The 25,438-nt window shown below is 38.2% G+C and carries 28 protein-coding genes; 1 reads left to right on the top strand and 27 read right to left on the bottom strand.

Features of this window, described 5'->3' with window-relative positions:
• Positions 1-65 precede the first annotated feature (65 nt).
• The 20 genes from GNT69_RS07430 to GNT69_RS07525 form a co-directional block, all read right to left on the bottom strand.
• A complete protein-coding gene (locus GNT69_RS07430; RefSeq protein ID WP_203554329.1) occupies positions 66-1,175 on the bottom strand; it encodes a prephenate dehydrogenase in 1,110 nt (369 codons plus the stop codon).
• 17 nt (positions 1,176-1,192) lie between these two features.
• Positions 1,193-2,293, bottom strand: coding sequence for a histidinol-phosphate transaminase (hisC, locus tag GNT69_RS07435; RefSeq protein WP_203554330.1), 1,101 nt, complete (start codon positions 2,291-2,293; stop codon positions 1,193-1,195).
• An 85-nt stretch (positions 2,294-2,378) separates the two neighbouring features.
• A complete protein-coding gene (gene aroH, locus GNT69_RS07440) occupies positions 2,379-2,744 on the bottom strand; it encodes a chorismate mutase (RefSeq protein WP_203554331.1) in 366 nt (121 codons plus the stop codon).
• 11 nt (positions 2,745-2,755) lie between these two features.
• Positions 2,756-3,835 carry a 3-dehydroquinate synthase gene (aroB, locus tag GNT69_RS07445; RefSeq protein ID WP_203554332.1) on the bottom strand — a complete coding sequence of 360 codons (1,080 nt, stop codon included), beginning with the start codon at positions 3,833-3,835 and terminating at the stop codon, positions 2,756-2,758.
• 1 nt (position 3,836) lies between these two features.
• Positions 3,837-5,009 (bottom strand): chorismate synthase, encoded by a 1,173-nt coding sequence (gene aroC, locus GNT69_RS07450; RefSeq protein ID WP_203554878.1) that lies wholly within the window; start codon positions 5,007-5,009, stop codon positions 3,837-3,839.
• A gap of 140 nt (positions 5,010-5,149) precedes the next feature.
• Positions 5,150-5,596, bottom strand: coding sequence for a nucleoside-diphosphate kinase (gene ndk / locus GNT69_RS07455; protein WP_203554333.1), 447 nt, complete (start codon positions 5,594-5,596; stop codon positions 5,150-5,152).
• A 94-nt stretch (positions 5,597-5,690) separates the two neighbouring features.
• Complete coding sequence (hepT, locus tag GNT69_RS07460; protein ID WP_203554334.1) at positions 5,691-6,653, bottom strand: heptaprenyl diphosphate synthase component II; 963 nt, start codon at positions 6,651-6,653, stop codon at positions 5,691-5,693.
• Positions 6,654-6,668: 15 nt separating this feature from the next.
• A complete protein-coding gene (locus GNT69_RS07465) occupies positions 6,669-7,373 on the bottom strand; it encodes a demethylmenaquinone methyltransferase (RefSeq protein ID WP_203554335.1) in 705 nt (234 codons plus the stop codon).
• 2 nt (positions 7,374-7,375) lie between these two features.
• Positions 7,376-8,212 carry a heptaprenyl diphosphate synthase component 1 gene (locus GNT69_RS07470; protein ID WP_203554879.1) on the bottom strand — a complete coding sequence of 279 codons (837 nt, stop codon included), beginning with the start codon at positions 8,210-8,212 and terminating at the stop codon, positions 7,376-7,378.
• A 199-nt stretch (positions 8,213-8,411) separates the two neighbouring features.
• Positions 8,412-8,648, bottom strand: a complete 237-nt coding sequence (mtrB, locus tag GNT69_RS07475; protein WP_203554336.1) for a trp RNA-binding attenuation protein MtrB — start codon at positions 8,646-8,648, stop codon at positions 8,412-8,414.
• A 12-nt stretch (positions 8,649-8,660) separates the two neighbouring features.
• On the bottom strand, positions 8,661-9,227 hold the full coding sequence (gene folE / locus GNT69_RS07480) for a GTP cyclohydrolase I FolE (protein ID WP_203554337.1): 567 nt from the start codon (positions 9,225-9,227) through the stop codon (positions 8,661-8,663).
• Positions 9,228-9,421: 194 nt separating this feature from the next.
• Positions 9,422-9,694 carry an HU family DNA-binding protein gene (locus GNT69_RS07485; protein ID WP_203554338.1) on the bottom strand — a complete coding sequence of 91 codons (273 nt, stop codon included), beginning with the start codon at positions 9,692-9,694 and terminating at the stop codon, positions 9,422-9,424.
• Between the two features lie 345 nt (positions 9,695-10,039).
• Positions 10,040-11,518 (bottom strand): stage IV sporulation protein A, encoded by a 1,479-nt coding sequence (spoIVA, locus tag GNT69_RS07490; protein ID WP_203554339.1) that lies wholly within the window; start codon positions 11,516-11,518, stop codon positions 10,040-10,042.
• 214 nt (positions 11,519-11,732) lie between these two features.
• Positions 11,733-12,446, bottom strand: coding sequence for a hypothetical protein (locus tag GNT69_RS07495; RefSeq protein WP_203554340.1), 714 nt, complete (start codon positions 12,444-12,446; stop codon positions 11,733-11,735).
• A 32-nt stretch (positions 12,447-12,478) separates the two neighbouring features.
• The gene (locus GNT69_RS07500) at positions 12,479-12,679 is read right to left on the bottom strand and encodes a DUF2768 domain-containing protein (protein ID WP_203554341.1); all 201 of its coding nucleotides are present in this window, start codon (positions 12,677-12,679) and stop codon (positions 12,479-12,481) included.
• Positions 12,680-12,926: 247 nt separating this feature from the next.
• On the bottom strand, positions 12,927-13,973 hold the full coding sequence (locus GNT69_RS07505; RefSeq protein WP_203554342.1) for an NAD(P)H-dependent glycerol-3-phosphate dehydrogenase: 1,047 nt from the start codon (positions 13,971-13,973) through the stop codon (positions 12,927-12,929).
• Between the two features lie 19 nt (positions 13,974-13,992).
• The gene (der, locus tag GNT69_RS07510; RefSeq protein WP_203554343.1) at positions 13,993-15,303 is read right to left on the bottom strand and encodes a ribosome biogenesis GTPase Der; all 1,311 of its coding nucleotides are present in this window, start codon (positions 15,301-15,303) and stop codon (positions 13,993-13,995) included.
• 164 nt (positions 15,304-15,467) lie between these two features.
• The gene (locus tag GNT69_RS07515; protein WP_203554344.1) at positions 15,468-15,653 is read right to left on the bottom strand and encodes a capping complex subunit for YIEGIA; all 186 of its coding nucleotides are present in this window, start codon (positions 15,651-15,653) and stop codon (positions 15,468-15,470) included.
• Entirely contained in the window at positions 15,643-16,530 is an 888-nt protein-coding gene (locus GNT69_RS07520; protein ID WP_203554345.1) for a YIEGIA family protein, read from the bottom strand. The genes GNT69_RS07515 and GNT69_RS07520 overlap by 11 nt, the downstream gene beginning before the upstream one ends.
• On the bottom strand, positions 16,527-17,132 hold the full coding sequence (locus GNT69_RS07525; protein ID WP_203554346.1) for a YphA family membrane protein: 606 nt from the start codon (positions 17,130-17,132) through the stop codon (positions 16,527-16,529). The genes GNT69_RS07520 and GNT69_RS07525 overlap by 4 nt, the downstream gene beginning before the upstream one ends.
• Positions 17,133-17,239: 107 nt before the next feature.
• On the opposite strand from GNT69_RS07525, the gene GNT69_RS07530 reads away from it, so the two are divergent.
• Positions 17,240-17,386: a YpzI family protein gene (locus tag GNT69_RS07530; protein WP_203554347.1), complete on the top strand. Its 147-nt coding sequence runs from the start codon at positions 17,240-17,242 to the stop codon at positions 17,384-17,386.
• 80 nt (positions 17,387-17,466) lie between these two features.
• Here the strand turns inward: GNT69_RS07530 and ltrA are convergent, their stop codons facing one another.
• The 7 genes from ltrA to sleB form a co-directional block, all read right to left on the bottom strand.
• Complete coding sequence (ltrA, locus tag GNT69_RS07535; protein WP_203554114.1) at positions 17,467-18,909, bottom strand: group II intron reverse transcriptase/maturase; 1,443 nt, start codon at positions 18,907-18,909, stop codon at positions 17,467-17,469.
• Positions 18,910-19,992: 1,083 nt separating this feature from the next.
• Positions 19,993-21,129: a 30S ribosomal protein S1 gene (gene rpsA, locus GNT69_RS07540; protein WP_203554348.1), complete on the bottom strand. Its 1,137-nt coding sequence runs from the start codon at positions 21,127-21,129 to the stop codon at positions 19,993-19,995.
• Positions 21,130-21,371: 242 nt separating this feature from the next.
• Complete coding sequence (locus tag GNT69_RS07545) at positions 21,372-21,953, bottom strand: 1-acyl-sn-glycerol-3-phosphate acyltransferase (protein WP_203554349.1); 582 nt, start codon at positions 21,951-21,953, stop codon at positions 21,372-21,374.
• Entirely contained in the window at positions 21,950-22,630 is a 681-nt protein-coding gene (cmk, locus tag GNT69_RS07550) for a (d)CMP kinase (RefSeq protein WP_203554350.1), read from the bottom strand. Before cmk ends, GNT69_RS07545 begins: the two co-directional genes overlap by 4 nt.
• Positions 22,631-22,733: 103 nt before the next feature.
• A complete protein-coding gene (locus GNT69_RS07555; RefSeq protein WP_203554351.1) occupies positions 22,734-22,919 on the bottom strand; it encodes a DUF5359 family protein in 186 nt (61 codons plus the stop codon).
• A gap of 97 nt (positions 22,920-23,016) precedes the next feature.
• Positions 23,017-24,366 carry a germination protein YpeB gene (ypeB, locus tag GNT69_RS07560; protein WP_203554352.1) on the bottom strand — a complete coding sequence of 450 codons (1,350 nt, stop codon included), beginning with the start codon at positions 24,364-24,366 and terminating at the stop codon, positions 23,017-23,019.
• 12 nt (positions 24,367-24,378) lie between these two features.
• Positions 24,379-25,365, bottom strand: coding sequence for a spore cortex-lytic enzyme (gene sleB, locus GNT69_RS07565; RefSeq protein WP_343206476.1), 987 nt, complete (start codon positions 25,363-25,365; stop codon positions 24,379-24,381).
• Positions 25,366-25,438: the final 73 nt, after the last annotated feature.

Genomic DNA, 25,438 nt, shown 5'->3' on the forward strand with positions numbered 1-25,438 from the left:
ACTCCTTTATGTTTAATAAGTGAAAGTAAAATGCCTAATTTAAAATAATGGCCATTGCACATGCATTATCCGATTCCAATGGATGTTTCGAACTTAGTAAGCCTTTGAATGCATTCGTCGGCACGCATTCGGTCTTCTTCGCTCTGAAAACTAATGACCAAAACACCATACACATCTACTCTAGTTTCCAAAATGCGAATATTTGTAATATTAATCTCTTCCCTAGCTAGATAACCTGTAATTTCCGAAATACTCCCTGGATAGTCAGGAACATCAATAAATAAATCGTAAAATGCTGGAATCGCACCTTTTTTCTTTACAGGCAAATCATCTCGAAACTTTTTTGCCTTGTCAAAATAATCATAGATTCCGGAGACATCAGCAGATTCTAGCAATGATGTCACTTTATCCATCTCATTTTGCCAATCGTGTAACAAGTCTAAAAGTACATTGCGGTTATGTAGCAATATATCTCGCCACATTGTTGGACTACTAGAAGCAATTCTTGTTATATCCCTAAATCCTCCTGCTGCTAATCTACCAACAAGTGCCGAGCGATCCTCAGCTGCTGCCGCTTGATGGACAAGCGAAGCAGCAATTAAGTGTGGAAAATGACTAATGACCCCTGTTAAGTAATCATGTTCTTCGGGAGTAACCGTTAAAAATTTCGCTTTCGTTCCAGCCAACCAGGTTTTAAGAATATTCAAATGTTCGGGATTCGTTCTTTCAACTGGTGTAAATAAATAAAAAGCGTTCTCAAATAAAATCCTTTTCGCAGCTGTAATCCCGCTTTTATGCGAACCAGCCATCGGGTGACCACCGATAAAACATACCCCTTTTTCAATTAAGGAGGATGCCTTTGTCGTTATCGATAATTTCGTACTCCCCGTATCAGTTACAATCACATCTTTTTTCAGTGATAGAGTAGATAAACGAGCAATTATATTCTCCGTGACACTTACAGGAGTGGCAAGAATAATAAGATCCGATTTCTCTGCTTCAGACTCTATACTACTGCCTATCTCGTCAATGACTCCCATCATTTTCCCTAACCTTGCCTGCTCCTCATCCACATCGTAGCCAACAATGACTGCATCCTCATGTTCAGCTTTAATACAAAGAGCAAGTGAACCACCAATTAAACCCATACCGATAATAAGAACGCGGCCTTTCAAAGTATCACCTTCTTTTTTTACGACAGCGCTGCCTTAGTCGCAAGAAATTCTTTCATCCTGCCAATGACGCCTTCATTTTGTTCTTTCGAACCAACAGTGACCCTAACATAAGTCGGAAACCCTAACGGAACACCGGAACGAACGATAAAACCTCTTTCCATTAAAAATTGGAAGACTTCATTTCCATCGCACCCGAAGTCAATTAGAATAAAATTCCCTTGAGAAGGGTAATAACTTAATTGATGCTCCTCACAAAATTGATAAAATTGTTGTTTTCCGACAATGTTCGCTTGTTTACACCAGTCAACGAAATCTTGATCTTCAATTGCTGCAATTACAGCAGCTTGACCAAGAGCATTGACATTAAATGGTGGTCTTGCCGGGTCAAGTACCTTGATTATGTCCGTATGAGCAATTCCATATCCTACCCTTAAGCTTGCAAGACCATATATTTTTGAGAAAGTTCGAAGGACAATTAAATTATCATACTCGTTTACTAGTGTAAGAGCGTCATAATAATCTTCTGCTTCCGCATACTCATAATAAGCTTCATCTAGAACGACAAGCACATCTTTAGGAACTTTTGAAAGGAATGTCGTTATTTCCTGATTGTTTATATAAACTCCAGTCGGATTATTCGGAGAACACAGCCACACAACGCTCGTATGAGCATCAATCGCTTTAATCATATTGTCAAGATCATGGGCCCCGTCAACTAAAGGAATTTCTCTAATCTCACAACCCTCAATAATCGCATTATGTTTGTATTGAGAGAAAGTTCCTGATGCCATCACTGTATTTACACCCGGATGGAGCAATGCTCGTGAGATAATTTGAATCAATTCATCCGAACCGTCTCCAAAAATCAATTGTTTTGGATCTACGTTCAAATGTGCGGAAACCGCTTCTCTAAGCTTTGTAGCGTATCCATCTGGATAAAGTGCATACAATCCCGAATAATCTTTAATGATTGCTGTGGCTTTTGGCGAACACCCAAATGGATTTTCATTCGATGCAAGTTTAACAATTTCATCCAGTTCAAACTGTTTTTTCACTTCATCAATCGTTCTGCCTGGTTGATATGGCTTTAAAGAGAGCAATTGCTGCTTCCATTTCATTTATTCCACCTCATTATTTAAGCATTTTCAAATAAATTACCACATAATTAAAAATTTCCGTTTTCTATCATCCTAAAAAATTCTATTAAGAATTATGAAGGTCTGGACGAAGAACGATAGCTCCATCGAGATAGATATGTTTTATTTCATCTTGAGCAGCTTCTGTATTAACATGAAACATCACCCGAATACATTTTGGTAATGATCCCGGAACAGATATTTCCTTCATGCACATGACTGGTACGTATTTCCAACCTTCGAATTGACGAATCACTTTTGCAGGAAATCCAGCATTCACATCATCTGTTACAGAGATAAAGACCGAAGTTACAGAGTCCGGATTAATATTATTTTCTGCGATGACCGCTTTCGCAACTCTCTCGGTCGCAGACTGGATATCCTCTTCGGTATTGTGTTCTATCGTGATCGCTCCTCTAATCCCTCTAATCAAAACAATCCCCCCTATCCCTTCTGAAATTCTTCGAGTTTTTTGAACAGATAATCATCTTTAATTTCATCGACCTTTGGCTTACCAAACTCTGGTAAAAGAACAAAGCGAATAGTTTGACCAACCGACTTTTTATCTTGTTTCATTCGGTTAATTAATCGTTCAACAGAAAGGTTTTCAGGCAGTTCAGTACGGTAGCCTAACTGTTCTAGCCAACCGGCAAACTCTTGTAAATTAAGAGATAAAGAATACAGTTCAGTGCTCAACTTTAGAGCGAATAGCATACCAATTGCCACTGCCTCACCATGAGTGATTGAACCATATCCCACTTCTGCTTCAATCGCATGCCCGAGTGTATGACCGAAGTTAAGGTGAGCACGTACACCTGATTCGTTCACGTCTTGTTCGACGATTGACCCCTTAACTTTAATTCCTTCCGTCAAAAACAAAACAACATCTGAATCTGAGAGCTGCTCAAGATGACCGATATTTTCTAATAACCATAAATAAAATTTACGGTCATGGATTAACGCGTGTTTAATTACTTCTGCAAAACCTGATCTTCTCTCCGATGCTGGAAGAGATTTGAGGAAATTTAAATCATAAAAGACAGCAGAGGGCTGATAAAATGCGCCAATCATATTTTTCCCTAGTGAGTGATTAATTGCCACTTTCCCGCCTACTGCACTGTCATGTGCGAGTATAGTTGTCGGAATTTGAATGAAAGGGATGCCTCTCATGAAAGTGGCTGCGACAAATCCCGCTAAATCTCCAACTGCTCCTCCACCGAACGACAGGATTAAAGATTTACGATCAAGTTTTTCTTCTAAGGCATACGTAAGACAATCATGAAAAACCTCAAATGTCTTTGCATTCTCCCCAGCCGGGACGATTTTCGTTCGAATGCTCGGAAATTCTAATTTTTCAATTAACGTATCCAAATAGAGGTCCCCAACTGTTTCATCAGTAATAATTAGAATAGAAGTAAGCTGTGGGAACTGCTCCTTTATAAAAGCATTTAAATGGTTTTTTACATCAAAGCCAACAAGGACCGGATATGTTTGATTGCCTGCTCGAATCGTAATTTTCTCCATATTAAAATTCCCTCGCGTACCGGCGGTGCTCCTCAATAGCTGCTTGTAAAGAATCGAGACGGTCAGAAGAAAATTGGTCTATAATTGCAGATGCTAATTCCCAAGCAATTATATTTTCCGCAACAACTGCAGCTGCTGGGACAGCACAACTATCCGATCTTTCAATGCTTGCAGCATATGGCTCTTTCGTTTCTATATCAACACTTTGCAGTGGTTTATAAAGGGTTGGAATTGGTTTCATTACACCACGTACAACAATCGGCATTCCTGTCGACATTCCTCCCTCAAGTCCTCCAAGTCGATTCGTTCTCCTTGTATAGCCGTTTTCAGCATCCCAAAGGATTTCATCATGAACCTCACTTCCTGGCTTCCTTGCAGCTTCAAATCCAATTCCAAATTCAACACCTTTAAAAGCATTAACACTGATCATTGCCGCAGCAAGCTTTGCATCGAGTTTGCGATCATAATGCACATAACTGCCCACACCGACAGGCATTCCTTCGACAATTACTTCGACAATTCCCCCAATGGAATCGCCATTTTTCTTTGCTTCATCGATGGCTGCCATCATTTTAACCCCTGCTTCGTCATCATAACAACGAACTGGGGAGGCTTCCGTTTTATCTTTTAATTCTGCTAAAGAAGCATAAGATGTATTTGTTGCCTTTACACCACCAATTTCCAATACATGACAAGCTATCTCAATTCCTAATAAAGACAGTAATTTTTTTGCAACTGCTCCCGCTGCCACTCTTACAGTCGTTTCACGTGCGGATGATCTCTCCAACACATTTCTCATGTCCCGATGACCGTATTTCAATGCTCCATTTAAATCTGCATGCCCTGGTCTTGCACGGGTGATTTTTCTTTTCACTTCTTCTGATTCGCTCGGGTCAAGCGGGTCTTGTCCCATAATTTTTGTCCAATGGGTCCAATCATCATTATTGACCACAAGAGTCACTGGAGAGCCAAGCGTGTAACCATGGCGAACACCACTCATAATTTGAACAGTATCTTTTTCGATTTGCATGCGTCTGCCTCGACCATGCCCTTTTTGCCTTCTGGCGAGCTCCTCGTTTATATCTTCTCCAATAAGTGGCATTCCCGCCGGTAGTCCTTCGATAATTGTCGTTAGCTGTGGCCCGTGGGATTCGCCTGCTGTTAAATATCTCATCATTACTCTTTCCCCCTTCAACTCATTAAAGGATTATGTACCAATATATCATACACGTTTAAATAAAAATAGCAAAAATTTAAACAATAGAAAAGGAAAAAATAAAAAAACATCTGTCCATGGACAGATGTTTTTTGTTTTTAATAGATCCAATCGTTTACAAGCTTATTGTAATCCACAAGTTCCTCTTCTTTGAAAAACAAACCGATTTCCCGTACAGCGCTTTCAGGTGAGTCAGAACCATGAATAATATTTTTACCAACTGTTAAACCTAAGTCTCCACGAATTGTTCCAGGAGCTGCTTCTTTTGGGTTTGTTGCCCCCATCATTTGTCTAGCAGTAGCAATTACATTTTCGCCTTGCCATACCATCGCAAACACAGGACTAGAGGTAATAAACTCAACTAGTTCGCCAAAAAATGGGCGCTCTTTATGCTCACCATAATGCTGTTCTGCCAACTCTGTCGGAATGCTCATTAATTTCGCACCAACTAGCTGGAAACCCTTCTTCTCGAAACGTGAAACAATTTCACCAATTACATTTCGTTGAACACCATCCGGTTTGACCATTAAAAATGTTTTTTCCATGAACTCCACCCCTAAAAGAACTTATGTATAGTGGTTGTTCGATGAACAACCCAAAAAAAATAGTATCATTTTTTTGAAAACTTAGCAACTTTTACTAATATTTGCGTTTCCCAATATATCTTGCAATATCCCGTAAAGTTTTCTTCGCCTTGTTTGAAGGGAGTTCGTCGAGAGTGGAGAGAGCCTTTTTGAGGTAACGTTCGCTTAACAACAATGATTTTTCAATTGCACCTGATTGTTTTACGATTGAAATTAATTCCTCAATTTCAGCACGAGACATATTTTCATGAACATGTTTAATTTTCTCTGAAAACACCCTATTCTCCATAGCATATAAAACTGGGAGCGTTATATTCCCTTGAAGTAAGTCTCCCCCAGCCGGTTTCCCAAGTTCTTTTTCTGAACTAGTAAAATCGAGAACATCATCGATAATTTGATAACTCATGCCCACATAATAACCAAAACGATAAAGATTCCTTTGCACACTTTCTTCCACATCTGAAGCAACTGCTCCAAGTTGACAACTGGCCGCGATTAATAATGCTGTTTTCCGCTTTATTCTGCGCAAATAATTTCGGAGATTTTGTTCAAAGTTATATTTATCTTTTACTTGTTCAATTTCTCCTATAGAGAGCTGAACGATCGTATTTGATAAAATCTGATGAGCAAGTGGGTTCTTTACCTCTCCCATGATTTCGAGGGCTCTTGCAAAAATATAATCCCCTGTATACATAGCAATGCGACTATCCCACTTAGATTTAATCGTTGGCTGTCCCCTCCGCAATTCCGCATCATCAATAACATCATCATGAACTAGAGATGCCATATGAATTAGTTCTAACGGTACAGCCGCATTTTTTATCACATTAATATCATACTTACCAAATTTCCCACCTAGAAGAACAAACACTGGGCGAATCCTTTTTCCGCCAGCGCGGAGCGTATGAAGTGATGCTTGCCTTAGCAATGGAGAATGAGTGTCAATAGAAGCCTCCAATTCTCTTTCAATGACAGCTATATCTGAATTTAAATATGAGTACAACATTTTTAATTTCATTTTATCAACCCAACACTATTTTTTATAACCTATATGGACTGCAGCAACTCCACCACTAAAAGGTTTATAAGTAACATTTTTAAACCCTGCTTTTTCAAACATTCTCGCAAGCTCCTTCATACCTGGAAAATCACGAGCAGACTCCTGCAACCATGAATATTCCTTATAGCTTTTCGCAAACATTTTTCCGAATAAAGGCATTATATATCGGAAATAAAGATAGTAGATTTGCTTAAAGCCAATCATTTCAGGTTGGGAAGTTTCTAAACAAACTGCTATCCCTCCCGGTTTCAACACACGGTTCATTTCTTCTAATACTTGAAGATAATCAGGGACATTCCTTAACCCAAAACCGATGGTGACATAATCAAATTGATCGTCATCAAACGGGAGTTCCATTGCATTTCCATGTATTAATGAGACTTGCTCAAGCCCTCGTTCTTTCACTTTTTGCTCGCCAATTTTAAGCATATTTTTACTAAAGTCAAGGCCTATGACTTTTCCTTCGGGACCGACTGCTTCAGCAAGGGCAATCGTCCAATCAGCTGTGCCACAACATAAATCAAGAGCACTATCACCTTTTTGAACGTTCATCCGCTTCATTGTATCTTTACGCCAGCGAATGTGCTGTTTAAAACTAATAACGGAGTTCATCTGATCATAGTTTTCGTGAATTTTTTCGAAAACTCCATGTACTCGTTCTTCTTTTGATTGTTGCATTTTCATCCTTCTTCCAAAATGAATTTTGTAATGGAACGACGTTGTCCAAGAATCTCAACTGCTCGATTTTGCATTTGTTTGTCCATTGTTGGAAGCCTTATGATTGCATCCTCAATTATCGTTATTGAATAATCGATATAACGTTCACATATTGAAAGTAAATACTTTTGCTGATCGTTGGAAATCCTGGTTAATTCCTGATTATTTTTAGATAGAGCAATCTTTTTTAAACCTTCAAAAACAATCGATTTTCCTGTCTGTATAAAATGGTTTTGTTCTTTGATCATTCGCTTAACAAACAGGAGATTAGCAGCAAACTCTTTCCAAATAGGGACATGAAATACATCTGCCAGTCTGCCTAATAAAGATGATTCAATAATCTTTACACTTTTCATCAACCGATCAATCGCTTCAGAATCTTTATGATATACAGAGATTTTATGTTCATTAATTTCTTTTACACCTGCTGCAAGCGTAGTAATAATTTCAATTTTATTTACGTTTGCAAGTTGTTTATAAAATAAGCCGCTATAATAAGTACCCGCCAAAACAGTCAACTGTCTATCTTTTAGTGCAGAGGCATCTTCTAATGGCTCCCCATTTTGAACATGCTCATGGGTATCAAGGGCTATTTGCAATAGTGTCGTTGTCACTGCATAATTATTGATTTCATCCATTGTAAGTCTATGCTGATTTAAAAGAGAGACAAGTAAACACAGCTTATCCTCATCAATGATTGGAGCTGCAATATTTTGAAGTAAATATGGATGGTTTAATTTATCTGATAATTTGTTTCGTACCCGTTCAATTTTCATCTCAAATTCTTGCAAATGAATCACCCTTGTCCCAGATGTTGAGTTGAATAGCAAGTCGACTATGATTCCTTGTTATCCTTATCTTTCCTGAATAATTATTTAAAAAACTATTATTCAAAGCAGTGACCATTATATCATAAATTTGCTTCCTTTGGTGACGAATTAATCACATTTAGATATTTAAACTCTTTTTCTGGAAGAAACAACATGATACTCGCATTTTTCAAACCTTTTTTTCACTAATAATTTCTCCATACGAAGTCAAAACTTTCGCATGACCGCGAATTTTTACGGCAGAAGTGTGCTCAGTAAACTGCGCAATCATTACTTCCCCTTGGTCAAGTTTTTCTGAATGATGAAATCTCGTGTCTGTTCCCCTAGTGAGACCAATGACATTTACTCCATCCTCAATCGCCTTTATTACGATATATTCTGTGTTTTGGATATTTTTTTTCTCCATAACCATCACCCTCTACTCTTTGATTAGCGCAAGGATTTCAGCACGAGCATTCACATCTTCAGCTAACGTCCCTCTTACAGCTGAAGTAACGGTTTTTGAGCCTGGCTTTTTCACTCCACGCATTGTCATGCACATATGTTCAGCTTCTACTACAACCATAACTCCATGCGGATCCAACTTTTCCATAATTGCATTCGCTATCGTTGAAGTGATCCGTTCTTGAAGCTGCGGTCTTTTTGCAACCGCTTCAACGGCTCTTGCCAATTTACTTAAACCTGTAACTTTTCCACCCTTAGGAATATAGGCAACATGCGCTTTCCCGAAAAACGGGACTAGATGATGCTCACACATTGAGTAAAACGGGATATCTTTCACAAGGACGAGTTCTTCATGGTCCTCTCCGAAGATAGTTTCAAAATATTCTTTAGGATCCTGGTTAATGCCAGAAAAGACTTCTTCATACATCCTTGCAACTCGTTTTGGTGTATCAAGTAAACCTTCGCGGGTTGGATCTTCACCAACCGCTTCAAGTATTAAACGCACCGCATCTTCAATTTGGGCATGATTCACATTGGACATTCCCTTTTCCTCCTAAAATCCAAAAAACTGTCATTTACTTTTTATATAATATAACATGTCCATCTTAGCATAATTTTTTATCTTCAAGCAAAAATATAGGTTATAACAGCCAATTAAATGCTTCTCTAAAATAAAATAAAAGGCCGCTTCATCGCGGCCTTTCAAATATCTAAATACAATTTTATGTAATAGAATTACTTCACTGCATCTTTGAGTGCTTTTCCTGGTTTAAATGCAGGCACCTTGCTTGCAGCGATTTCGATTTCATCACCTGTTTGTGGGTTACGCCCTTTACGTGCAGCACGTTCACGAACTTCAAAGTTACCAAAACCGATTAATTGAACCTTATCCCCGTTAGCTAATGCTTTTAAAATTGAATCAAAAACAGCATCTACTGCTTTTGTTGCATCTTTTTTTGAAAGCTCACTCGCTTCAGCTACTTCATTGATTAAATCTGTCTTGTTCATGCCATTCACCTCCTCCCAAAAGCCTATAGTTGCTCAGAATATAACCGTCTTTATTACATTTCTAAACAAAACGAAGGAATTCTATACGTCTGCTGGAACATTTTTCTAACATAGATAGTAATTTTTACGAAAATCTAATTAAAAAAATGCCATGTCCCGTGAAAAACCCAATTATTACAAGGGTTTTAACCGTTCTGCAACGTAATTCTGTTAAAAGATTATCATAATCATTTGTGCTTATCAAGAAAAAACAAAGAAATCTGGTAATCTTTTCATCAATTCAACAAAAATAAAGAAATAGCATCCTTAAAAAACAAAAAAAGACTCCTTTTCGGAGCCTGTCATTTATAATATAATAGCAATTAATCCTCCAGAGCCCTCATTAATAATCCGTTCTAAAGTTTCTTTTAGTTTGTAACGGGCATTTTCAGGCATAAGTGCTAACTTAGCGGAAATTCCTTCTCTAACAATCGAACTCAAACTTCTGCCGAAAATATCTGAATTCCATATTGACAATGGATCATCTTCAAAATCTTGCATTAAATAGCGGACAAGTTCCTCACTCTGCTTTTCTGTCCCAATAATCGGAGAAAATTCTGACTCCACGTCAACTTTAATCATATGGATTGATGGAGCAACCGCCCTCAATCGGACGCCGAATCTAGAGCCTTGACGAATAATTTCTGGTTCCTCTAAACTCATATCCGTTAGTGTAGGTGAAGCAATTCCATATCCCGTCTGCTTTACCATTTTCAGTGCATCAGCTACCTGATCATATTCCGCTTTTGCATAAGCAAAGTCCTGCATTAATTCAAGTAAATGATCCTTCCCGCGGATTTCAACGCCAACAATTTCTTTAAGAATATCATCATACAGTTCATCCGGAGCGAATAAATCGATTTCCGCTACTCCTTGCCCCATTTCAATTCCAGCTAGCCCTGCTTTATCAATGAATTCATAATCACTGAACTGCTGAACAACCCGATCGACATCGCGCAACCGTTTAATATCCTTAACTGTTTCTTTCACCGCTTCCTGAAAACTCTCACGAAGCCAATGATGTTCTTTCAGTACCATAACCCAGCTTGGTAAATTTACATTTACCTCTAAAACCGGAAATTCATATAAGGCTTCCCTAAGAACAGTTAACACATCTGTTTCCCGCATCCCTTCGACACTCATAGATATAACAGGTATATCGTATTTTTCGGCGAGGTCAGCTCTTAGGGTTTCTGTATTGGGATGATGAGGCTGAGCACTGTTTACAACCATAATAAATGGCTTTCCAACCTCTTTTAGCTCCTCAATCACTCTTTCTTCAGCTTCAATATAGTCCATTCTAGGAATATCCCCAATGGTCCCATCTGAAGTAATGACAACGCCGATTGTTGAATGCTCTTGAATGACCTTTCTTGTTCCAATTTCTGCAGCCTCATGAAATGGAATTGGCTCTTCATACCAGGGGGTGTTAATCATCCGCGGACCATTTTCATCCTCATATCCTTTTGCACCTGGCACAGTATAACCAACACAATCTACGAGCCGAATATTTACATCGAGACCTTCATCTACATGAATAGATGCCGCTTGATTAGGCACAAACTTTGGCTCAGTCGTCATAATTGTTTTACCGGCAGCACTCTGCGGCAATTCATCCTGACAACGTGCTCTGTCAGCTTCATTTTCTATATTCGGTAAAACAACCAGCTCCATGAACTTCTTGATGAAAGTGGACTTGCCCGTTCTAACAGCACCGACAACTCCTAAATATATATCGCCGCCTGTTCGTTCGGCAATATCTTTAAAAATATCTACCTTTTCCAAGTGATCCCCTCCCGATCATAGAGTTAGTGGGAAAAAATATCATCCTTATTAGTAATTTGGGACATTATATATTTATGATGTTGTCCTATCCCTCTATGACATTTTTTTATTTTTTGTTTTTACAATCCCACAAATGCGGGTCACTTTCCCACTGTCACTCCCTGAAGAAAAAAACCCTTCTTCCACAATATATTTTGCAGAAGAAGGGTTATGCCTAATAATCTAAAAAGATTGGTTCTCCATTGTCAGCATCCACTGTGTAAGGCAATGAATACGCAGGCACAAACATTGAATCATCTGTAAGAATCGACCGGATATCATCACCATGCTTTAGATTATTATTATCTTTTTCTCTTAATTTTTGGTAAAGATCACTCCGATAATCAACATAAATTTCTCCGTCACCAGAAATCACATAAGGAAGATTTCCGCCTGTAAATGGACTAACGGCAACTGGGTCTTGAGAAAAACCTAGCTTAGAAAAATCAAGAGTGAAAACATTTTTAGAAACTTGCCCCTTAAAGGGTGGGTATTCATTTACTTGCAACCTCATCTTGATATCTCTAATCGTATCTGCCACTCTTAAATCTAAGAGTTTGACAGTAGGTGTTGTTTCCACATCAATAAGCACATATTGGAAGATACCGCCATTCTCAAAAGCATTTCCAGGTACCGCAGATATGTATGATGGAACGATTTTCTTAAAATCAACTAAGTATTTTTGATAGATTGGCGTTTCAGCATCTTTTGTTTTAATTGGCAAAATTCCATTATTGTCTTCTTGATACTTCTTAACTGCATTTTGAACAGAATCTAACTGATCTTGATATGGAATTTTATTTTGGGCTAGATTTTCTGCAGGATACATGCAGCCAGTAAGAAGAAACATAAGCATAAAACTTAGCAATAACCACTTCAAATTATACATCTCTTTTCCTACTCTCAGTTCGAAGATTAAGACTAGTCACTAGTTGGGCCAGTAAACACAACAAAGAAAATAATTAAACCAGCCGCAAACATGAGAATATATGCAACAAGGCCAGTGATCAATTTTAAGACCCCATTTAGTCTGTAGCGGCTAAAATAAAGCGTTATGAGTGATAAAAACATGAACCCCATTCCGGCGAAAGAAATATACATTTTTAACATAGCTGGTGACATTAAAACCACTCCCCTTTTCAGAAAAGTATTATAACATATAACAGACTATTATGGACAAGAGGAGCGATTTTTGCATAAAAAAACTGAGATAAAGAAGGGGCTTAATCTTTATCTCAGTCAAAATAGTGACTAAATAACCCATACACCCAGTTCAAACTACCAGTTGCTTCGATGCATTGTATGCAAACGGTTAACCAACTGTATCATCGAATGCCTATTTTTATTGATAAAATGTAGAATGGGCATTTTAATTACTAAGAATATCAGCTAAATCCTCCAACTCATGGGTTTTAACACGTGACATTAATCCATCTACTGCATCTTTAGGGCTTTTGCCACTAAAGAGAATTTCGTATAATGTAACTGTAATTGGCATTCTTACATTATATTTTTCAGCAAGTTGATAGGCTGCCTTCGTTGTTCTAACCCCTTCAACAACCATTCCCATATTTTCTAACACTTCATCGAGGTTTTGCCCTTTCCCTAACATATTCCCAGCTCGCCAATTACGTGAATGAACACTTGTACAAGTAACAATTAGGTCACCTATCCCCGCCAAACCTGAAAAGGTGAGCGATTTTGCACCCATTTTCACCCCAAGACGCGCTATTTCTGCCAACCCCCGTGTGATTAAGGCTGCCTTCGCATTATCACCGTATCCAAGGCCATCTGAAATCCCTGCCGCGAGCGCAATGATGTTTTTTAATGCTCCACCAATTTCAACACCAATTAAATCAGGGTTCGTATAAACGCGAAAATGATGATTCATAAATAAATCTTGAATATATTCCGCTGTTTGCATATTCTTTGCTGAAACAGTCACAGTCGTTGGGTGACGAAGACTAACTTCCTCAGCGTGGCTTGGTCCTGACAGTACGACAACATCCTCAAGTAGTTCTTCAGGCATTTCCTCTTCAATCATCTCAGAAATTCTTAGCAATGTATCTGGCTCAATTCCTTTACTTACCTGAACAATTACTAATGGTTTTTTTTGAATTTGAACAATTGTTTTTAACACTTCTCTAATTGCCTTTGTAGGAACTGCAAGTATAATTGTTTCTATCCCAAAAAGTGCTTCTTCTAAATCAAAGTATCCTGTCACTAGTTCAGGAATTTTAATACCTGGAAGATATTTATCATTCGTATGTATACTGTTGATTTCGTCTATTTGGGTAGGGTTATGGCTCCACAACCTCGTTTCATGACCATTATCTGCCAAGACCATAGCTAATGCTGTCCCCCAGCTACCAGCACCGATAACAGCTACTTTTCCTGCTTTTCGTTCCACTACCATCACCTTTTTCTTAAAAAAGTTAATTACGTTCCCTAGCAAAAATTTTAATTGGGGTACCTTCAAAACCAAATGCGTCACGAATACGATTTTCAAGAAATCTTTGATAAGAAAAATGCATTAGTTCAGCATCATTTACAAAGACGACAAAACCCGGTGGCTTAACTGACACTTGGGTAGCATAATATACTTTAAGCCGCTTTCCTTTATCTGTTGGCGCTGGATTCATTGCAATCGCATCCATAATTACTTCGTTTAGAATATTTGTTTGTACTCTTCTTGAGTGGTTTTCGCTTGCAAGATCGATCATCGGCATTAACGTATGTATTCGTTTTTTCGTCTTTGCAGATAAAAACACAATTGGCGCGTAACTTAGAAATTGGAAATGTTCACGAATATTTTGCTCAAATTCTTTCATTGTCTTTTCATCTTTCTCTACAACATCCCATTTATTTACGACAATAATGATAGCTCGACCAGCTTCATGGGCATATCCTGCAATATGCTTATCTTGCTCAATAATCCCTTCTTCACCGTCTAGAACAACAAGAACGACATCCGAACGTTCAATCGCTCTTAACGCACGTAAAACACTATACTTTTCTGTACTTTCATACACCTTGCCTTTTTTTCTCATTCCAGCTGTATCGATAATGACATAATCCTTTTCGTTATATGTAAACTTAGAATCAATGGCATCTCTTGTTGTCCCAGCAACATCACTTACAATCACTCGATCTTCACCTAACAATGCATTTGTCAGTGATGATTTTCCTACATTCGGTCGGCCGATTAGCGAGAATTTAACAATATCCTCATCATAATCCCCTGAATCATGTTTAGGAAAGTGCTTCGCCGCTTCGTCGAGTAAATCTCCTAAGCCCAGGCCGTGTGCACCAGATATCGGGAATGGTTCGCCAAAGCCAAGAGCATAAAAATCATAAATATCGACGCGCATTTCTGGGTTATCTATTTTGTTCACAGCTAAGACAACAGGTTTTTTTGATTTGTAAAGAATCTTTGCTACTTCCTCATCAGCAGCTGTTACACCTTCTCTTCCATTTACAAGGAAAATGATAACGTCTGCTTCCTCAATTGCTATTTCTGCCTGTTGGCGAATTTGTTCTAAAAATGGTTCATCACCAATATCAATTCCACCTGTATCAATAATATTAAAATTATGAGCCAGCCATTCAGCAGAGCTATATATCCGATCCCTTGTTACTCCTGGAATATCTTCAACAATAGAAATGCGTTCACCAACGATTCGATTAAAAATCGTCGACTTTCCTACATTCGGTCGACCGACGATGGCTACCACTGGTTTCGTCATGAACTTCACCCTTTCAAATTTCACTTTATTTGACAAATTACTAGTCCCTACTCCTCTTTTATTATAAAAGGATTTCCCTTAAAAAAGAAACCCTTCCAATATTAGAAGGGCCTAACTTACTCAGTTTATCAAAAATATTTCATAAAGCAATGAAAAAACCGATTCTAATGTTTAACAATGACATATAAATCATCCGATAATGAATGTGCTATTCCATCAAGAATTGCTTCTAGATTAGCAGCAAAATGTTCTAATTCTTCTTTTGTATCACAATAGAATACTCCTGTTCCAGCGGGCACTTTGTTTCTATTTGTTGTGATAACAGCTAAAATATATTTTTCAAGATCCATTTTTCATCCCCACTTTCTCAGTCGACATCCGTATGGCATTTTCAAGCGTTGGTACATCTCCAATCACTTGAATGGCCCTGTCTATATCTCTCTCTTGAGGAAGAACAAAGATTCCTACACGTCCATCGTTGAGATCGCGTTTTGCCAACGGGACGAGAGCAGGCGTACCAGAATCGCGATGTACCCCTAGTGCAGTGGCAACATCATGCAAAATCGCTTGTCTTTGGCCTAAATTAGCAATTGTTGCTCTTGCATCAAATGTTTTCGGTTTTAATATAAACCCCATTCCATATTGCAAAACCTCTTTCTGCCGCTCTGGTAAACCGATATTCATGATATAAATATTATCTACATACAGTCCTGGGCCATCAAATCTAGGTTCCACATATTCAACCTCAACAATATCTTGTAATTTTCCACCGGACATTAATAATTTTGATAAAAACATTGCGGCAATGGCACCGATGATGCCAATCCAAATATTAAAAAGCAGATATGCAAGTGTGCTAATTAGTGAAGTAAAGATAACTAAATAATTTCGACTTTCAAAAGCAATCGCAATGCCTTCTATGTAAGTTTTCCCTCTTGTTACAAGTTCAAAACTATCCAGCTCTGTTAATGTGTTTCTTTCCATATTTCTAACTTCACGGAATTGTGATGCTGCAACTGTTAAAAAAGTAATTGCAGTAAACTCCTCTTCCAAAATGGCTGGGCCAAAAACAGCTCCTAATCCAGCTGCTATGAATCCAAGTGCTAAGTGGATAATTTTCCCATGCAAATACGTTGGGTACTGTCGATAATCGGTTTGAAGCATAAATAACCTTGAAAGTGTGCCCATAGCTATGCCAAATACAATTGGGAGCGTATATTCAGTCATGATGATTTTTGCTTCTCCTTTCCTTGATAAATATAACTGCCTGTTACTTGTGCAAAATAATTTATACCTAACCAGACCGCCATTGTCATCGCTGTTATCGCTAAAATATCCATAAAGGCTGGAGAAGCTACAGGATACGAAGAGCCAAGCCTATTAAGAAGAACGGAAAATAGAAATTCCCCAAGAAGCATCCCTGATACTAGAGTGATTGACCGCAAATATAAATTTGATTGCAGAATTGAGCTTAATAAAATACCAGAAATAGCAATCATCCATTTTCGGTCAAAAACGACCCACACAGGGTCAAATAATTCAAACAACAAAAAGCTTACATATCCAAGCATCGTAATAAATGATGAAAAAAACACACTAAAAAACACTCTATTACTTAGTCTGAAGGTACTAAAAATAAAAAACAGCCAAAGGATAAATGCGTTCATATAAACCTCTATTTCCAATATCACCACCTTATATGGAGATGAGATAATAAGAACGAGTACCCAAATGGATAGACTAAAACGAGCATTATTTGTCTTATTCATTATAAAGGTGAACCAAATCCAACCGATCCATGCGAACCAATAAAAAATTATGCCCTCCATCCTGTCTCCTCCTATCATTTCCATTATTTCTTCTTCTTATGTACTTTAATCTTTTTGAATAAACTTTTTTTTGCGTTCCATGTTAATGAGGAGGAGGTGGAAATAAAATGGGAAAAGACAGGCAGGAAAAAAAATTGCGAGAAAGCGGCAGAGTCGAAGCTGACCGTGATCAAGCACTTCATTTTGATGGAGCAACAAAAATGCAAAGTCCTAAAGAAGCACGCCGGCTAAATGATGGGAAACAAAGCAAATGATAAAGTAGGGAAACCTTTCACAAGGCTCCCCCCTTATCAAACCGTACGTGCCCTATTAAGGCATACGGCTTACCAACGTGTTACATTGAATACTTTGCTATTCTTTGTGCATAGTTCATTTTGCGAACGCGGTCAGGTGTATAATACTCCCTTCCGCGTTCTTTTGCTTTTTGGACCTTCTTTTGTTGTTTCTTCTCTTGGCTCTTCTTCATATAATCAATGTAGGATTCTGGAGTATAGCCATATTGTTTTCCGTAGTAATATTGAAAAGTCGCTACCAATCCGATTCGAACGAAGAACTCGATATTCCATTTCGTTGTCATTGTCCACCCTTTTCTTTGACTTGGGTGTTTATGAATCATGCATACTCGTAACCTTCTTCTAATATAGCCATCAATTGCCTTTAATTCATTTCCAATGACATTAAAGTAGCAGTTGCTTTTTAATCCATATTCTTCGTTTGCCTTTATTGCTTCCCAAAGAGTTAGAAAGTAATTTACTTTTCCTCTAATTACAGGATTTACTTTCTCTATCCAAACCTCTTTACTATATGTAAAGGTCTTTCTCGTTTTGGTTTTTATCTTTTGGCGAAAGTCATCCCATGTGGACTCTTTAGGTTTAGCTATGAAGTATGGTTTTCCATCTTTCTTTCGGTTTCTCCAGTGTTCAAAGGTGAATCCTAAGAAATCGAAATCATCATGGTTAAAATCCACGACTTTGGTCTTCTCGATAGAGATTTCTAAGCCCAATTCTGCTAGTTTGCCTTTGGTAATTTGTTCGGCTCGTTTGATGTCTTCCTTTGTTTTCGCAAATAGAAGAAAATCATCCGCATAACGCACAAAACGAATTCCATTAAGGTCTAGTTCCCAATCTAATTCATTTAAATAGAGGTTCGCAAGAAGTGGTGAAATTACGCCTCCTTGCGGAGTGCCAGAATCTGTTTGATGGAATTTGCCTTCTTCCATATAGCCAGCTTTTAACCATTTCCAGATAAGGTCTAGGACGGTCCCATCTGCTATATATTTCTGAAGCACCTTCATCAATTTCTTATGTGGAATATTGTCAAAGAAGCCTTTAATATCGCAATCATAGATATAGTTATAGCCTTTTTCCACGTTCCACATTATAAGCTGCACTACTCTTTTAGCACCTCTATTTGGGCGGTAGCCACATGACCAGTTGTGGAAAATAAATTCTTCACATTTTGGTTCTATTACGTTTACTACGGCTTGTTGGACAATGCGGTCTTCAATGTTGGGGATTCCAAGTGGTCGCATTTTTCCATTTTTCTTGGGAATATACTGTCTTCTGACAGGTGATGGTGTGTATTCTTTCGCTCGAAGTTTCGCAAGAAGTTGATTGATATTCTCGTTCTCGTTAGCTTCGTAGCTTTGAATGGTCTCACCATCGATTCCACCAGCTCCATTGTTAGACTTTACCTTTTCCCAGGCAGCCATTAGTTTTCGGTCAAAGAGAATTTGTCCGTAGATACTATGCCATTTCAATTTCAGTTCTTGATTCAATGCTTATTCCACACCTTTCATTGTGTACATCCAGTTCGTTTTACCGAGGTAACGTGTTCTGTTTTCATTACACACCTCTATTAGAGTAGAACCACGAGGTCGCATCCCCTTCCGTTCGGAATGTGTTTAGTCACATTCTTACTTCCGTACTATGAGAGCGTCTGACTTCTTCACTCGTAATGTCAACTTCGAATTACTCTTATATGACACCACCTGAAATTGAGAGTGAAGACCTCACGGGGTCATTACACTTTCCTTCTAAACATACCCAGCACCTTCACTTGATAAGCTCCCTTTAATCGGCTGGCTCTTTGATTAAAGGACTCCTGTAATTTACAGTGAGGACTTCCCGTTATTCTCGCACAGTCGTCAACTTACCCGGCCGTATGTGCTTCACGCTTTCGCATTTGGGTCTGCTTATCCGTCTACGGTTCTCTCGACATTCCGCATCTCCTTCAGACATTACTTCACAATAATGCCCTAGATTAGACTTCATAGGTTGTGCCAGCACTCCTATGGGAGGACTTACACCTCCGAGAGAAATAACCTTCCAGGATTCGGGGACCGTTTTACCGCCGTAGCGTGTCCCAACCTATATAAGTTAGTTCTTGCAGTGGTCCTGCAAAGGTGCAACTGCCCGTCGCACAAGAAAAACCGGGCATATTAAACTGCCCGGTCCTTTATTGCAAGTACTTGGATTAACCGTGATTATGAGGCTAGTTTTTTACTAGTACTTGGAATAAACGGATTTTTGACCGTTTTTTATTGCTAGTACAGGGATTATAATGTCGTTTTTGATCTCAATTTATTGCTAGTACTCGGATTAACACCTCTTTTTACAGCGTTTTATTACGAGTACTAGCAATATATCAATGGAATTTGGTGTTTTTAATACGTGTACTTGGATTAAAAAACGCGTTACCAGCATTATCGGTCAAAAACCTTACGGATCTTTACGGCCAAATAAATAAAGCTTCTGCCATCGGCAGAAGCTTTACTTTTTCCTTATGCTATACTTTTTTTGTATCGATTCCTCTTTGATCAAGTGTATGCCATGTTGAACCCGAAATAATTAGTGGGGTATTATTTCAAATTCTTTAATTTGTCCCCAATCATTTCTCCTAATTGAAAGCCTTTTGATTCTTCTGGAATATCGTATTCAGTTACTTCTGGTTCCTCCTTAGCCTCAAACTCCTTCATGCTAAGTGAGAGACGTTGATCTACTTTATTTACATCAAGGACTTTTACTTTTACACTTTGTCCTTCCTCTAACACTTCATGCGGTGTTCCAATATGACGGTTAGAAATTTGGGAAATATGGACAAGTCCTTCAACACCTGGAAATACTTCCACGAATGCTCCATAAGCCACTAAACGTCTTACAACCCCTTCTAATGTACTTCCTTTAGGAGCTTTTTCTTCAATATCAGACCAAGGACCTGGGAGGGTCTCTTTGATTGATAGAGAAATTCTTTCATTATCACGATCAACACTTAAAATTTTCACTTGGACTTTTTGTCCTTCCTGTACTACATCTGATGGTTTTTCAACATGTTGATGTGATAATTGTGAAATATGAACAAGACCATCTATTCCACCAATATCGACAAAGGCACCGAAATCAGTAATTCTCTGAACCGCCCCATCAACCACTTGCCCAGCTTCTAGAGATTCTAATAGATTTTTCTTTTTCATATTCTGTTCTTGTTCAACTACTGCTCGATGTGATAAAATTAAACGGTTTTTTTCTTTATCAAATTCTACAATTTTAAACGTGAGATTTTTGCCCTTATAATCAGAGAAATCCTCAACAAAATGAGTTTCAACCAATGACGCAGGAACAAATCCGCGCACGCCAAGATCAACGACGAGACCACCCTTTACTACGTCTTTTACTTCTGCTTCAAAAACTTCTCCGCTCTCATATTTTTCGAACAACACATCCCAAGCTTTTTCAGCATCTACCTTCCGCTTCGAAAGAATTAGTGCCTCTTCTTCTACTTTTAAAACTTCCAGTTCGAGCTCCTCATCTTCCTTCACTGCATCTTCTGCCTTTTCAATGTGTAGGCTTGACAGCTCACTAATCGGGATAATCCCATCTAATTTATTATTTTCAATATCAACAATCACTTGTTTTTCTTCAACTTTGGTTACACGTGCTTTTACTCGATCACCAATTTGGAAATTACTTACCTCAATTTGATTCATCTCTTCTGACATATGTATTCCTCCTTAATCGATCACTACTCTTAAACATATCGAACATGGCTTTAGCCACAGATTACGATAGGTAGAGAATATTCAAAAAAAGTCTCTTTTCATTAACTTCTTATAAAACCGCTTTTTTGTCAAGCGTGAAACTATGTTCAGTTTCAGTTTTATTTAATCCCGCTAATGTTACCGCAATCACACATATTTTTCACTTTTTTCCTGAACTGCCCAAAATGATATTTAGAAATAATTTATTTATTTTCATTTAATAGTCTGTGAATTTCTGTCATAATTAATTCAGTAGCCTGTTCAGCAGAGCCTTTATTTTTTCTTAAATGTTCCATATTAATTGGCCTTCCATAAACCACTTTAAGTTTTCGAAAAGGTCTATATGGACCGATTATTGCACAAGGCACAATTTGCGCTTCCGTTCTGAGCCCAAAAAAACCTGCGCCAGCGAGACCTTTTCCTAATTCTCCCGTTTTACTTCTCGTTCCTTCAGGAAATAAACCTAATACCTTTCCCTCTTTTAAAATAGAAATGCCTTTTCTTAGTGCCTCACGGTCACTCATCCCTCTTTTTACCGGAAATGCATTAACATGATGAATAATCTTCCCAAAAACTGGGAGCGAGAACAATTCTTCTTTAGCCATAAAATGAACTGGTCTAGGAGCCATCATCCCAACGATGATTGGATCTAAAATATCAATGTGATTGGAACATAAAAGAACTCCGCCATCTAATGGGATATTTTCTCTACCAATCACCTCGACACGATAAAAAGGTTTAAATATCCCATAAACAGCCGATTTTGCCAAATCATAAAAAGTCACTTTCCCCCAAACCTTTCATAGGCAAGCTTTACAATTTTATCAACGACCTGTTGGATTGCCATAGAAGTTGTATCAATTTCAACAGCATCTTCTGCTTTTTTTAATGGGGCGACTTCGCGCTCAGAATCAATTTTATCTCTTAACGCTATTTCATCTTTTAACTTTTCTAAATCGGATGGATATCCTTTTTTCAAGTTTTCATCATGTCTTCGTTGGGCTCTCTCTTCCACACTAGCAAGTAAAAAGATTTTCACTTCAGCATTCGGAAGGACATGTGTACCAATATCTCTTCCATCCATCACAACACCGGCCTGTTCAGCTAATTGCTGTTGTTGCTTTACCATTTCTTTCCTTACTAATTCATGTGCAGAAACGGTCGAAACATTATTGGTCACGATGGCTGTTCGAATCACATTTGTAACATTTTCTCCATCTAAAAAAACAAGCTGTCCTTCCTTCCCTGGCAATAACTCAATTGTTGATTTTAGTAAAAGGTTCAATAAAGCCTGTTCATCCCCAAGACCGACACCATTGTTCATTGCCTTATAAGTTAGAGCTCTATACATCGCTCCGGTATCAATATAGATATACCCAAGTTTCTCTGCCACGATTTTGGCAACCGTACTTTTCCCAGCAGCTGCTGGTCCATCAATAGCTATTGATATTTTCCTATCCATAATGCCTCCTATTACAACAGGTGTAAACAATCTCCACTATTTATTTTAACACAAGATAAGTTTCTACTAACAAGAAAAAGAAAGCAGGTCATCTTCCTGCTTTCTAATTTCCCTTTCCCCATATCGTTTCAACCGATTCAGTCCCTTTTTCCTTCACTACCCCTTCATATTGAGTGATTACTTTAAGTTCAGGCAAAACATTTAGCTGATGGAAGAAAAGCTGGGTAATAAACAGAAAAACAAATTGAATAATAGCTAATTTAATCAAAATCCTCTCAACTGTTTTCACAAACTTCCCTCACTCCTCCCTGTTATTATGGGAAGATAAAACAGTAATTATCCCTTTTTAAACTTCGAGTGAGGAAAAGGCTGCAGCCTTTTCCTCCTCAAACGACGTCCTCATAAATTTGTTCTGCGTTATGGAGTTTTTCTACTTTTTCTTCGACGCCATTCTCTGCATTAATATAGATTCGATAAGTATCATTCCCTAAAACCCCTATAAACTCATGACATAATACTTCCTCACTCAAATCATTAAGGATGACTCCTAAACGCTCCTCCATAATTTCTACATTCGGATTCACTTTCTTCTTTGCATCAGAAGCAGTCAACACTGGCTCAGCTACCTCTCTTTCATGATGCGATTTTAAATAATCTGCAGCAGAAAAACCGATCACATCTCCATTATCAAGAGCAACCTTAACCCTTATTGCATCCGGATAGATTCTCACATCATCTTTCGTGCCTACAAAAGTAAAAACACCCATATTATCATATTGTGCACTTTCAAATAGATCTAAGTCCTCAAAGTCATGTTCCTTTAGAAATTGAATTGCCTTTTCACTAGCTTCATTTAAACTAATACTTTGTTTATCTACATCTCTGGAAACTAAAAACCAGATTGGATAACCGCCTTTTTTTGTAATGTCCATTGTCGAATGGACCTTATTTTTCTTATCTTCTAAATCCACACTGAAAAATCCGTAATTTGAACCTTCTCCATTTTCAGTGATTCTTTCCTCAACTCTATCTCCCGGAGAAGCCCATTTTTTAGCAATTTCAAGCGCTTCATTCTGATCTATTTCTTTTCCCTTTAAATACTTAAAATTCTCATCCTTTTTTTTCAACGAAACCATTCCAGCACCAAACTTTGTTTCTGAATAGCTTTCTACCGTTTTCTCTACTGTTTTAAAACCATCAATAATCGTATTATCTGCTGGTGCTCCTTCAGTAGCTAATGCTAATTCTACATCCATCCATGTTAAATGATTCTTAAGCACCATGTGCTGAACTTTTCGAAGATCATTTTGTATTTTAGCTGATTCTTCATATAAAGACTGTAACGTTTCATATTCTTCATTAGTTAAAGGCTCATCATCTAAATCACGTATGGCTGTCTTATAAGCAAAATTACCAACATTCGCCAGAAACTCTTCCGTTTTGTTAAAAGGAACTAGTGTTAAGGGAAGTTGCCCAACATCACTATGTGCTGTAGATGTGATTTTCCAAACTTCAGCAAGAGCAGGTGATAGCGAGCTCCTAGAGCTCATCGCTAATGAAGTTCCAATTTTATCGTTTAATAAATCCATTTGAAACGTTAAATCATGAAAAGCTCTTTGATAATTATTTTCTGCATTTTGTAGGATTGCATTTTTTTCTTGATGTTCTTGATAGCCCCAAACTGCTGTACCGGCAATTCCAATCGTTAGAATCGTAATCAAGATTCCTCTTAGCAAAATTCTCCACCTCTATTTACAAAAAATATGTTTTCCGATTTTCTTAATTTGAGGTCTTCCCCAAATCCAGCTGCTTGTAGCCGTGTCTGGATTAAAGTAATACAAAGCTTCACCAGTGGGATCCACTCCATTTATAGCGTCTAAAACTGCTTTTCTAGCGGTATCATTTGGTGTAAGCCATATTTGACCATCCGCGACCGCGGTAAAAGCTAGAGGTTCAAAAATGACACCAGAAACCGTATTAGGAAATGTTGCACTTTCCAGTCGGTTAATAATGACAGCAGCAACCGCGACCTGCCCCTCATACGGTTCTCCGCGTGCTTCACCATACACAGCATTCGCCATCAACTGAATGTCATTTTGCGAGAATCCATTCGGTGTATTCGCTGCTGTTACTTTTGATGTACCACCATTTTGTTCTGGCGCTTGTTGCTGTTGTTGTCCCTGGTCTCCTTGTTCTGGCGCTTGTTGCTGTTGTTGTCCCTGGTCTCCTTGTTCTGGCGTCTGTTGCTGTTGCTGTCCCTGGTCTCCTTGTTCTGGCGTCTGTTGCTGTTGTTGTCCCTGGTCTCCTTGTTGCGGTGTTCTCGGCTGCTCACCTTCCGTACCTGGTTGAGCTTTTTTCTGTTTCGGGACACCACCTTGCTTTTTCAAATCCATCCCGCCGTAGTGGCTAAACTTATTCCCCTGATTGATTTGTTTTTTTACATGGTTTTCATGATACTGGGTTGCCCTAACTAGCATTTCCTTTGTTTTTTCGCCAGCAAGTCCATCAACTTTTAACCCAAATTCATGTTGAAAGTTTCTAAGGGCCCAATATGTTCCCCAGCCAAAAACACCATCAATTTCTCGATTGTAAAACCCGATATACTGAAGCCTAGATTGTAATTCTAAGACATCATCTCCCACGGCTCCCTGTTGGATAACTTGATCTGAAAATGCTTCTGCTTGTTTCTCAAAACTACTAAAAGGAAACAGAGTGATAATTAGAACTAGAACTATAACCACTTTAAAAATCGATTGGATTTTCACGAATAACCCTCCATGATGTTTACTAGTAACATTTAGATTAAGC

It is taken from the genome of Bacillus sp. B15-48 (assembly GCF_016879755.1).
In the GTDB taxonomy this organism is placed as follows: Bacteria; Bacillota; Bacilli; order Bacillales; family Cytobacillaceae; genus Mesobacillus_B.

Bases quoted from the DNA above. Each gene is read 5' to 3' on its own strand.
- hisC (WP_203554330.1), bottom strand. From the start codon at position 2,293: ATGAAATGGAAGCAGCAATTGCTCTCTTTAAAGCCATATCAACCAGGC.
- mtrB (WP_203554336.1), bottom strand. From the start codon at position 8,648: ATGGAGAAAAAAAATATCCAAAACACAGAATATATCGTAATAAAGGCG.
- GNT69_RS07465 (WP_203554335.1), bottom strand. From the start codon at position 7,373: ATGCAACAATCAAAAGAAGAACGAGTACATGGAGTTTTCGAAAAAATT.
- aroB (WP_203554332.1), bottom strand. From the start codon at position 3,835: ATGGAGAAAATTACGATTCGAGCAGGCAATCAAACATATCCGGTCCTT.
- GNT69_RS07530 (WP_203554347.1), top strand. From the start codon at position 17,240: ATGGGAAAAGACAGGCAGGAAAAAAAATTGCGAGAAAGCGGCAGAGTC.
- GNT69_RS07500 (WP_203554341.1), bottom strand. From the start codon at position 12,679: ATGTCACCAGCTATGTTAAAAATGTATATTTCTTTCGCCGGAATGGGG.
- GNT69_RS07520 (WP_203554345.1), bottom strand. From the start codon at position 16,530: ATGACTGAATATACGCTCCCAATTGTATTTGGCATAGCTATGGGCACA.
- GNT69_RS07505 (WP_203554342.1), bottom strand. From the start codon at position 13,973: ATGGTAGTGGAACGAAAAGCAGGAAAAGTAGCTGTTATCGGTGCTGGT.
- GNT69_RS07525 (WP_203554346.1), bottom strand. From the start codon at position 17,132: ATGGAGGGCATAATTTTTTATTGGTTCGCATGGATCGGTTGGATTTGG.
- cmk (WP_203554350.1), bottom strand. From the start codon at position 22,630: ATGGATAGGAAAATATCAATAGCTATTGATGGACCAGCAGCTGCTGGG.
- der (WP_203554343.1), bottom strand. From the start codon at position 15,303: ATGACGAAACCAGTGGTAGCCATCGTCGGTCGACCGAATGTAGGAAAG.
- rpsA (WP_203554348.1), bottom strand. From the start codon at position 21,129: ATGTCAGAAGAGATGAATCAAATTGAGGTAAGTAATTTCCAAATTGGT.
- ndk (WP_203554333.1), bottom strand. From the start codon at position 5,596: ATGGAAAAAACATTTTTAATGGTCAAACCGGATGGTGTTCAACGAAAT.
- hepT (WP_203554334.1), bottom strand. From the start codon at position 6,653: ATGAAATTAAAAATGTTGTACTCATATTTAAATTCAGATATAGCTGTC.
- GNT69_RS07495 (WP_203554340.1), bottom strand. From the start codon at position 12,446: ATGTATAATTTGAAGTGGTTATTGCTAAGTTTTATGCTTATGTTTCTT.
- aroC (WP_203554878.1), bottom strand. From the start codon at position 5,009: ATGAGATATTTAACAGCAGGCGAATCCCACGGGCCACAGCTAACGACA.
- GNT69_RS07485 (WP_203554338.1), bottom strand. From the start codon at position 9,694: ATGAACAAGACAGATTTAATCAATGAAGTAGCTGAAGCGAGTGAGCTT.
- GNT69_RS07515 (WP_203554344.1), bottom strand. From the start codon at position 15,653: ATGGATCTTGAAAAATATATTTTAGCTGTTATCACAACAAATAGAAAC.
- folE (WP_203554337.1), bottom strand. From the start codon at position 9,227: ATGTCCAATGTGAATCATGCCCAAATTGAAGATGCGGTGCGTTTAATA.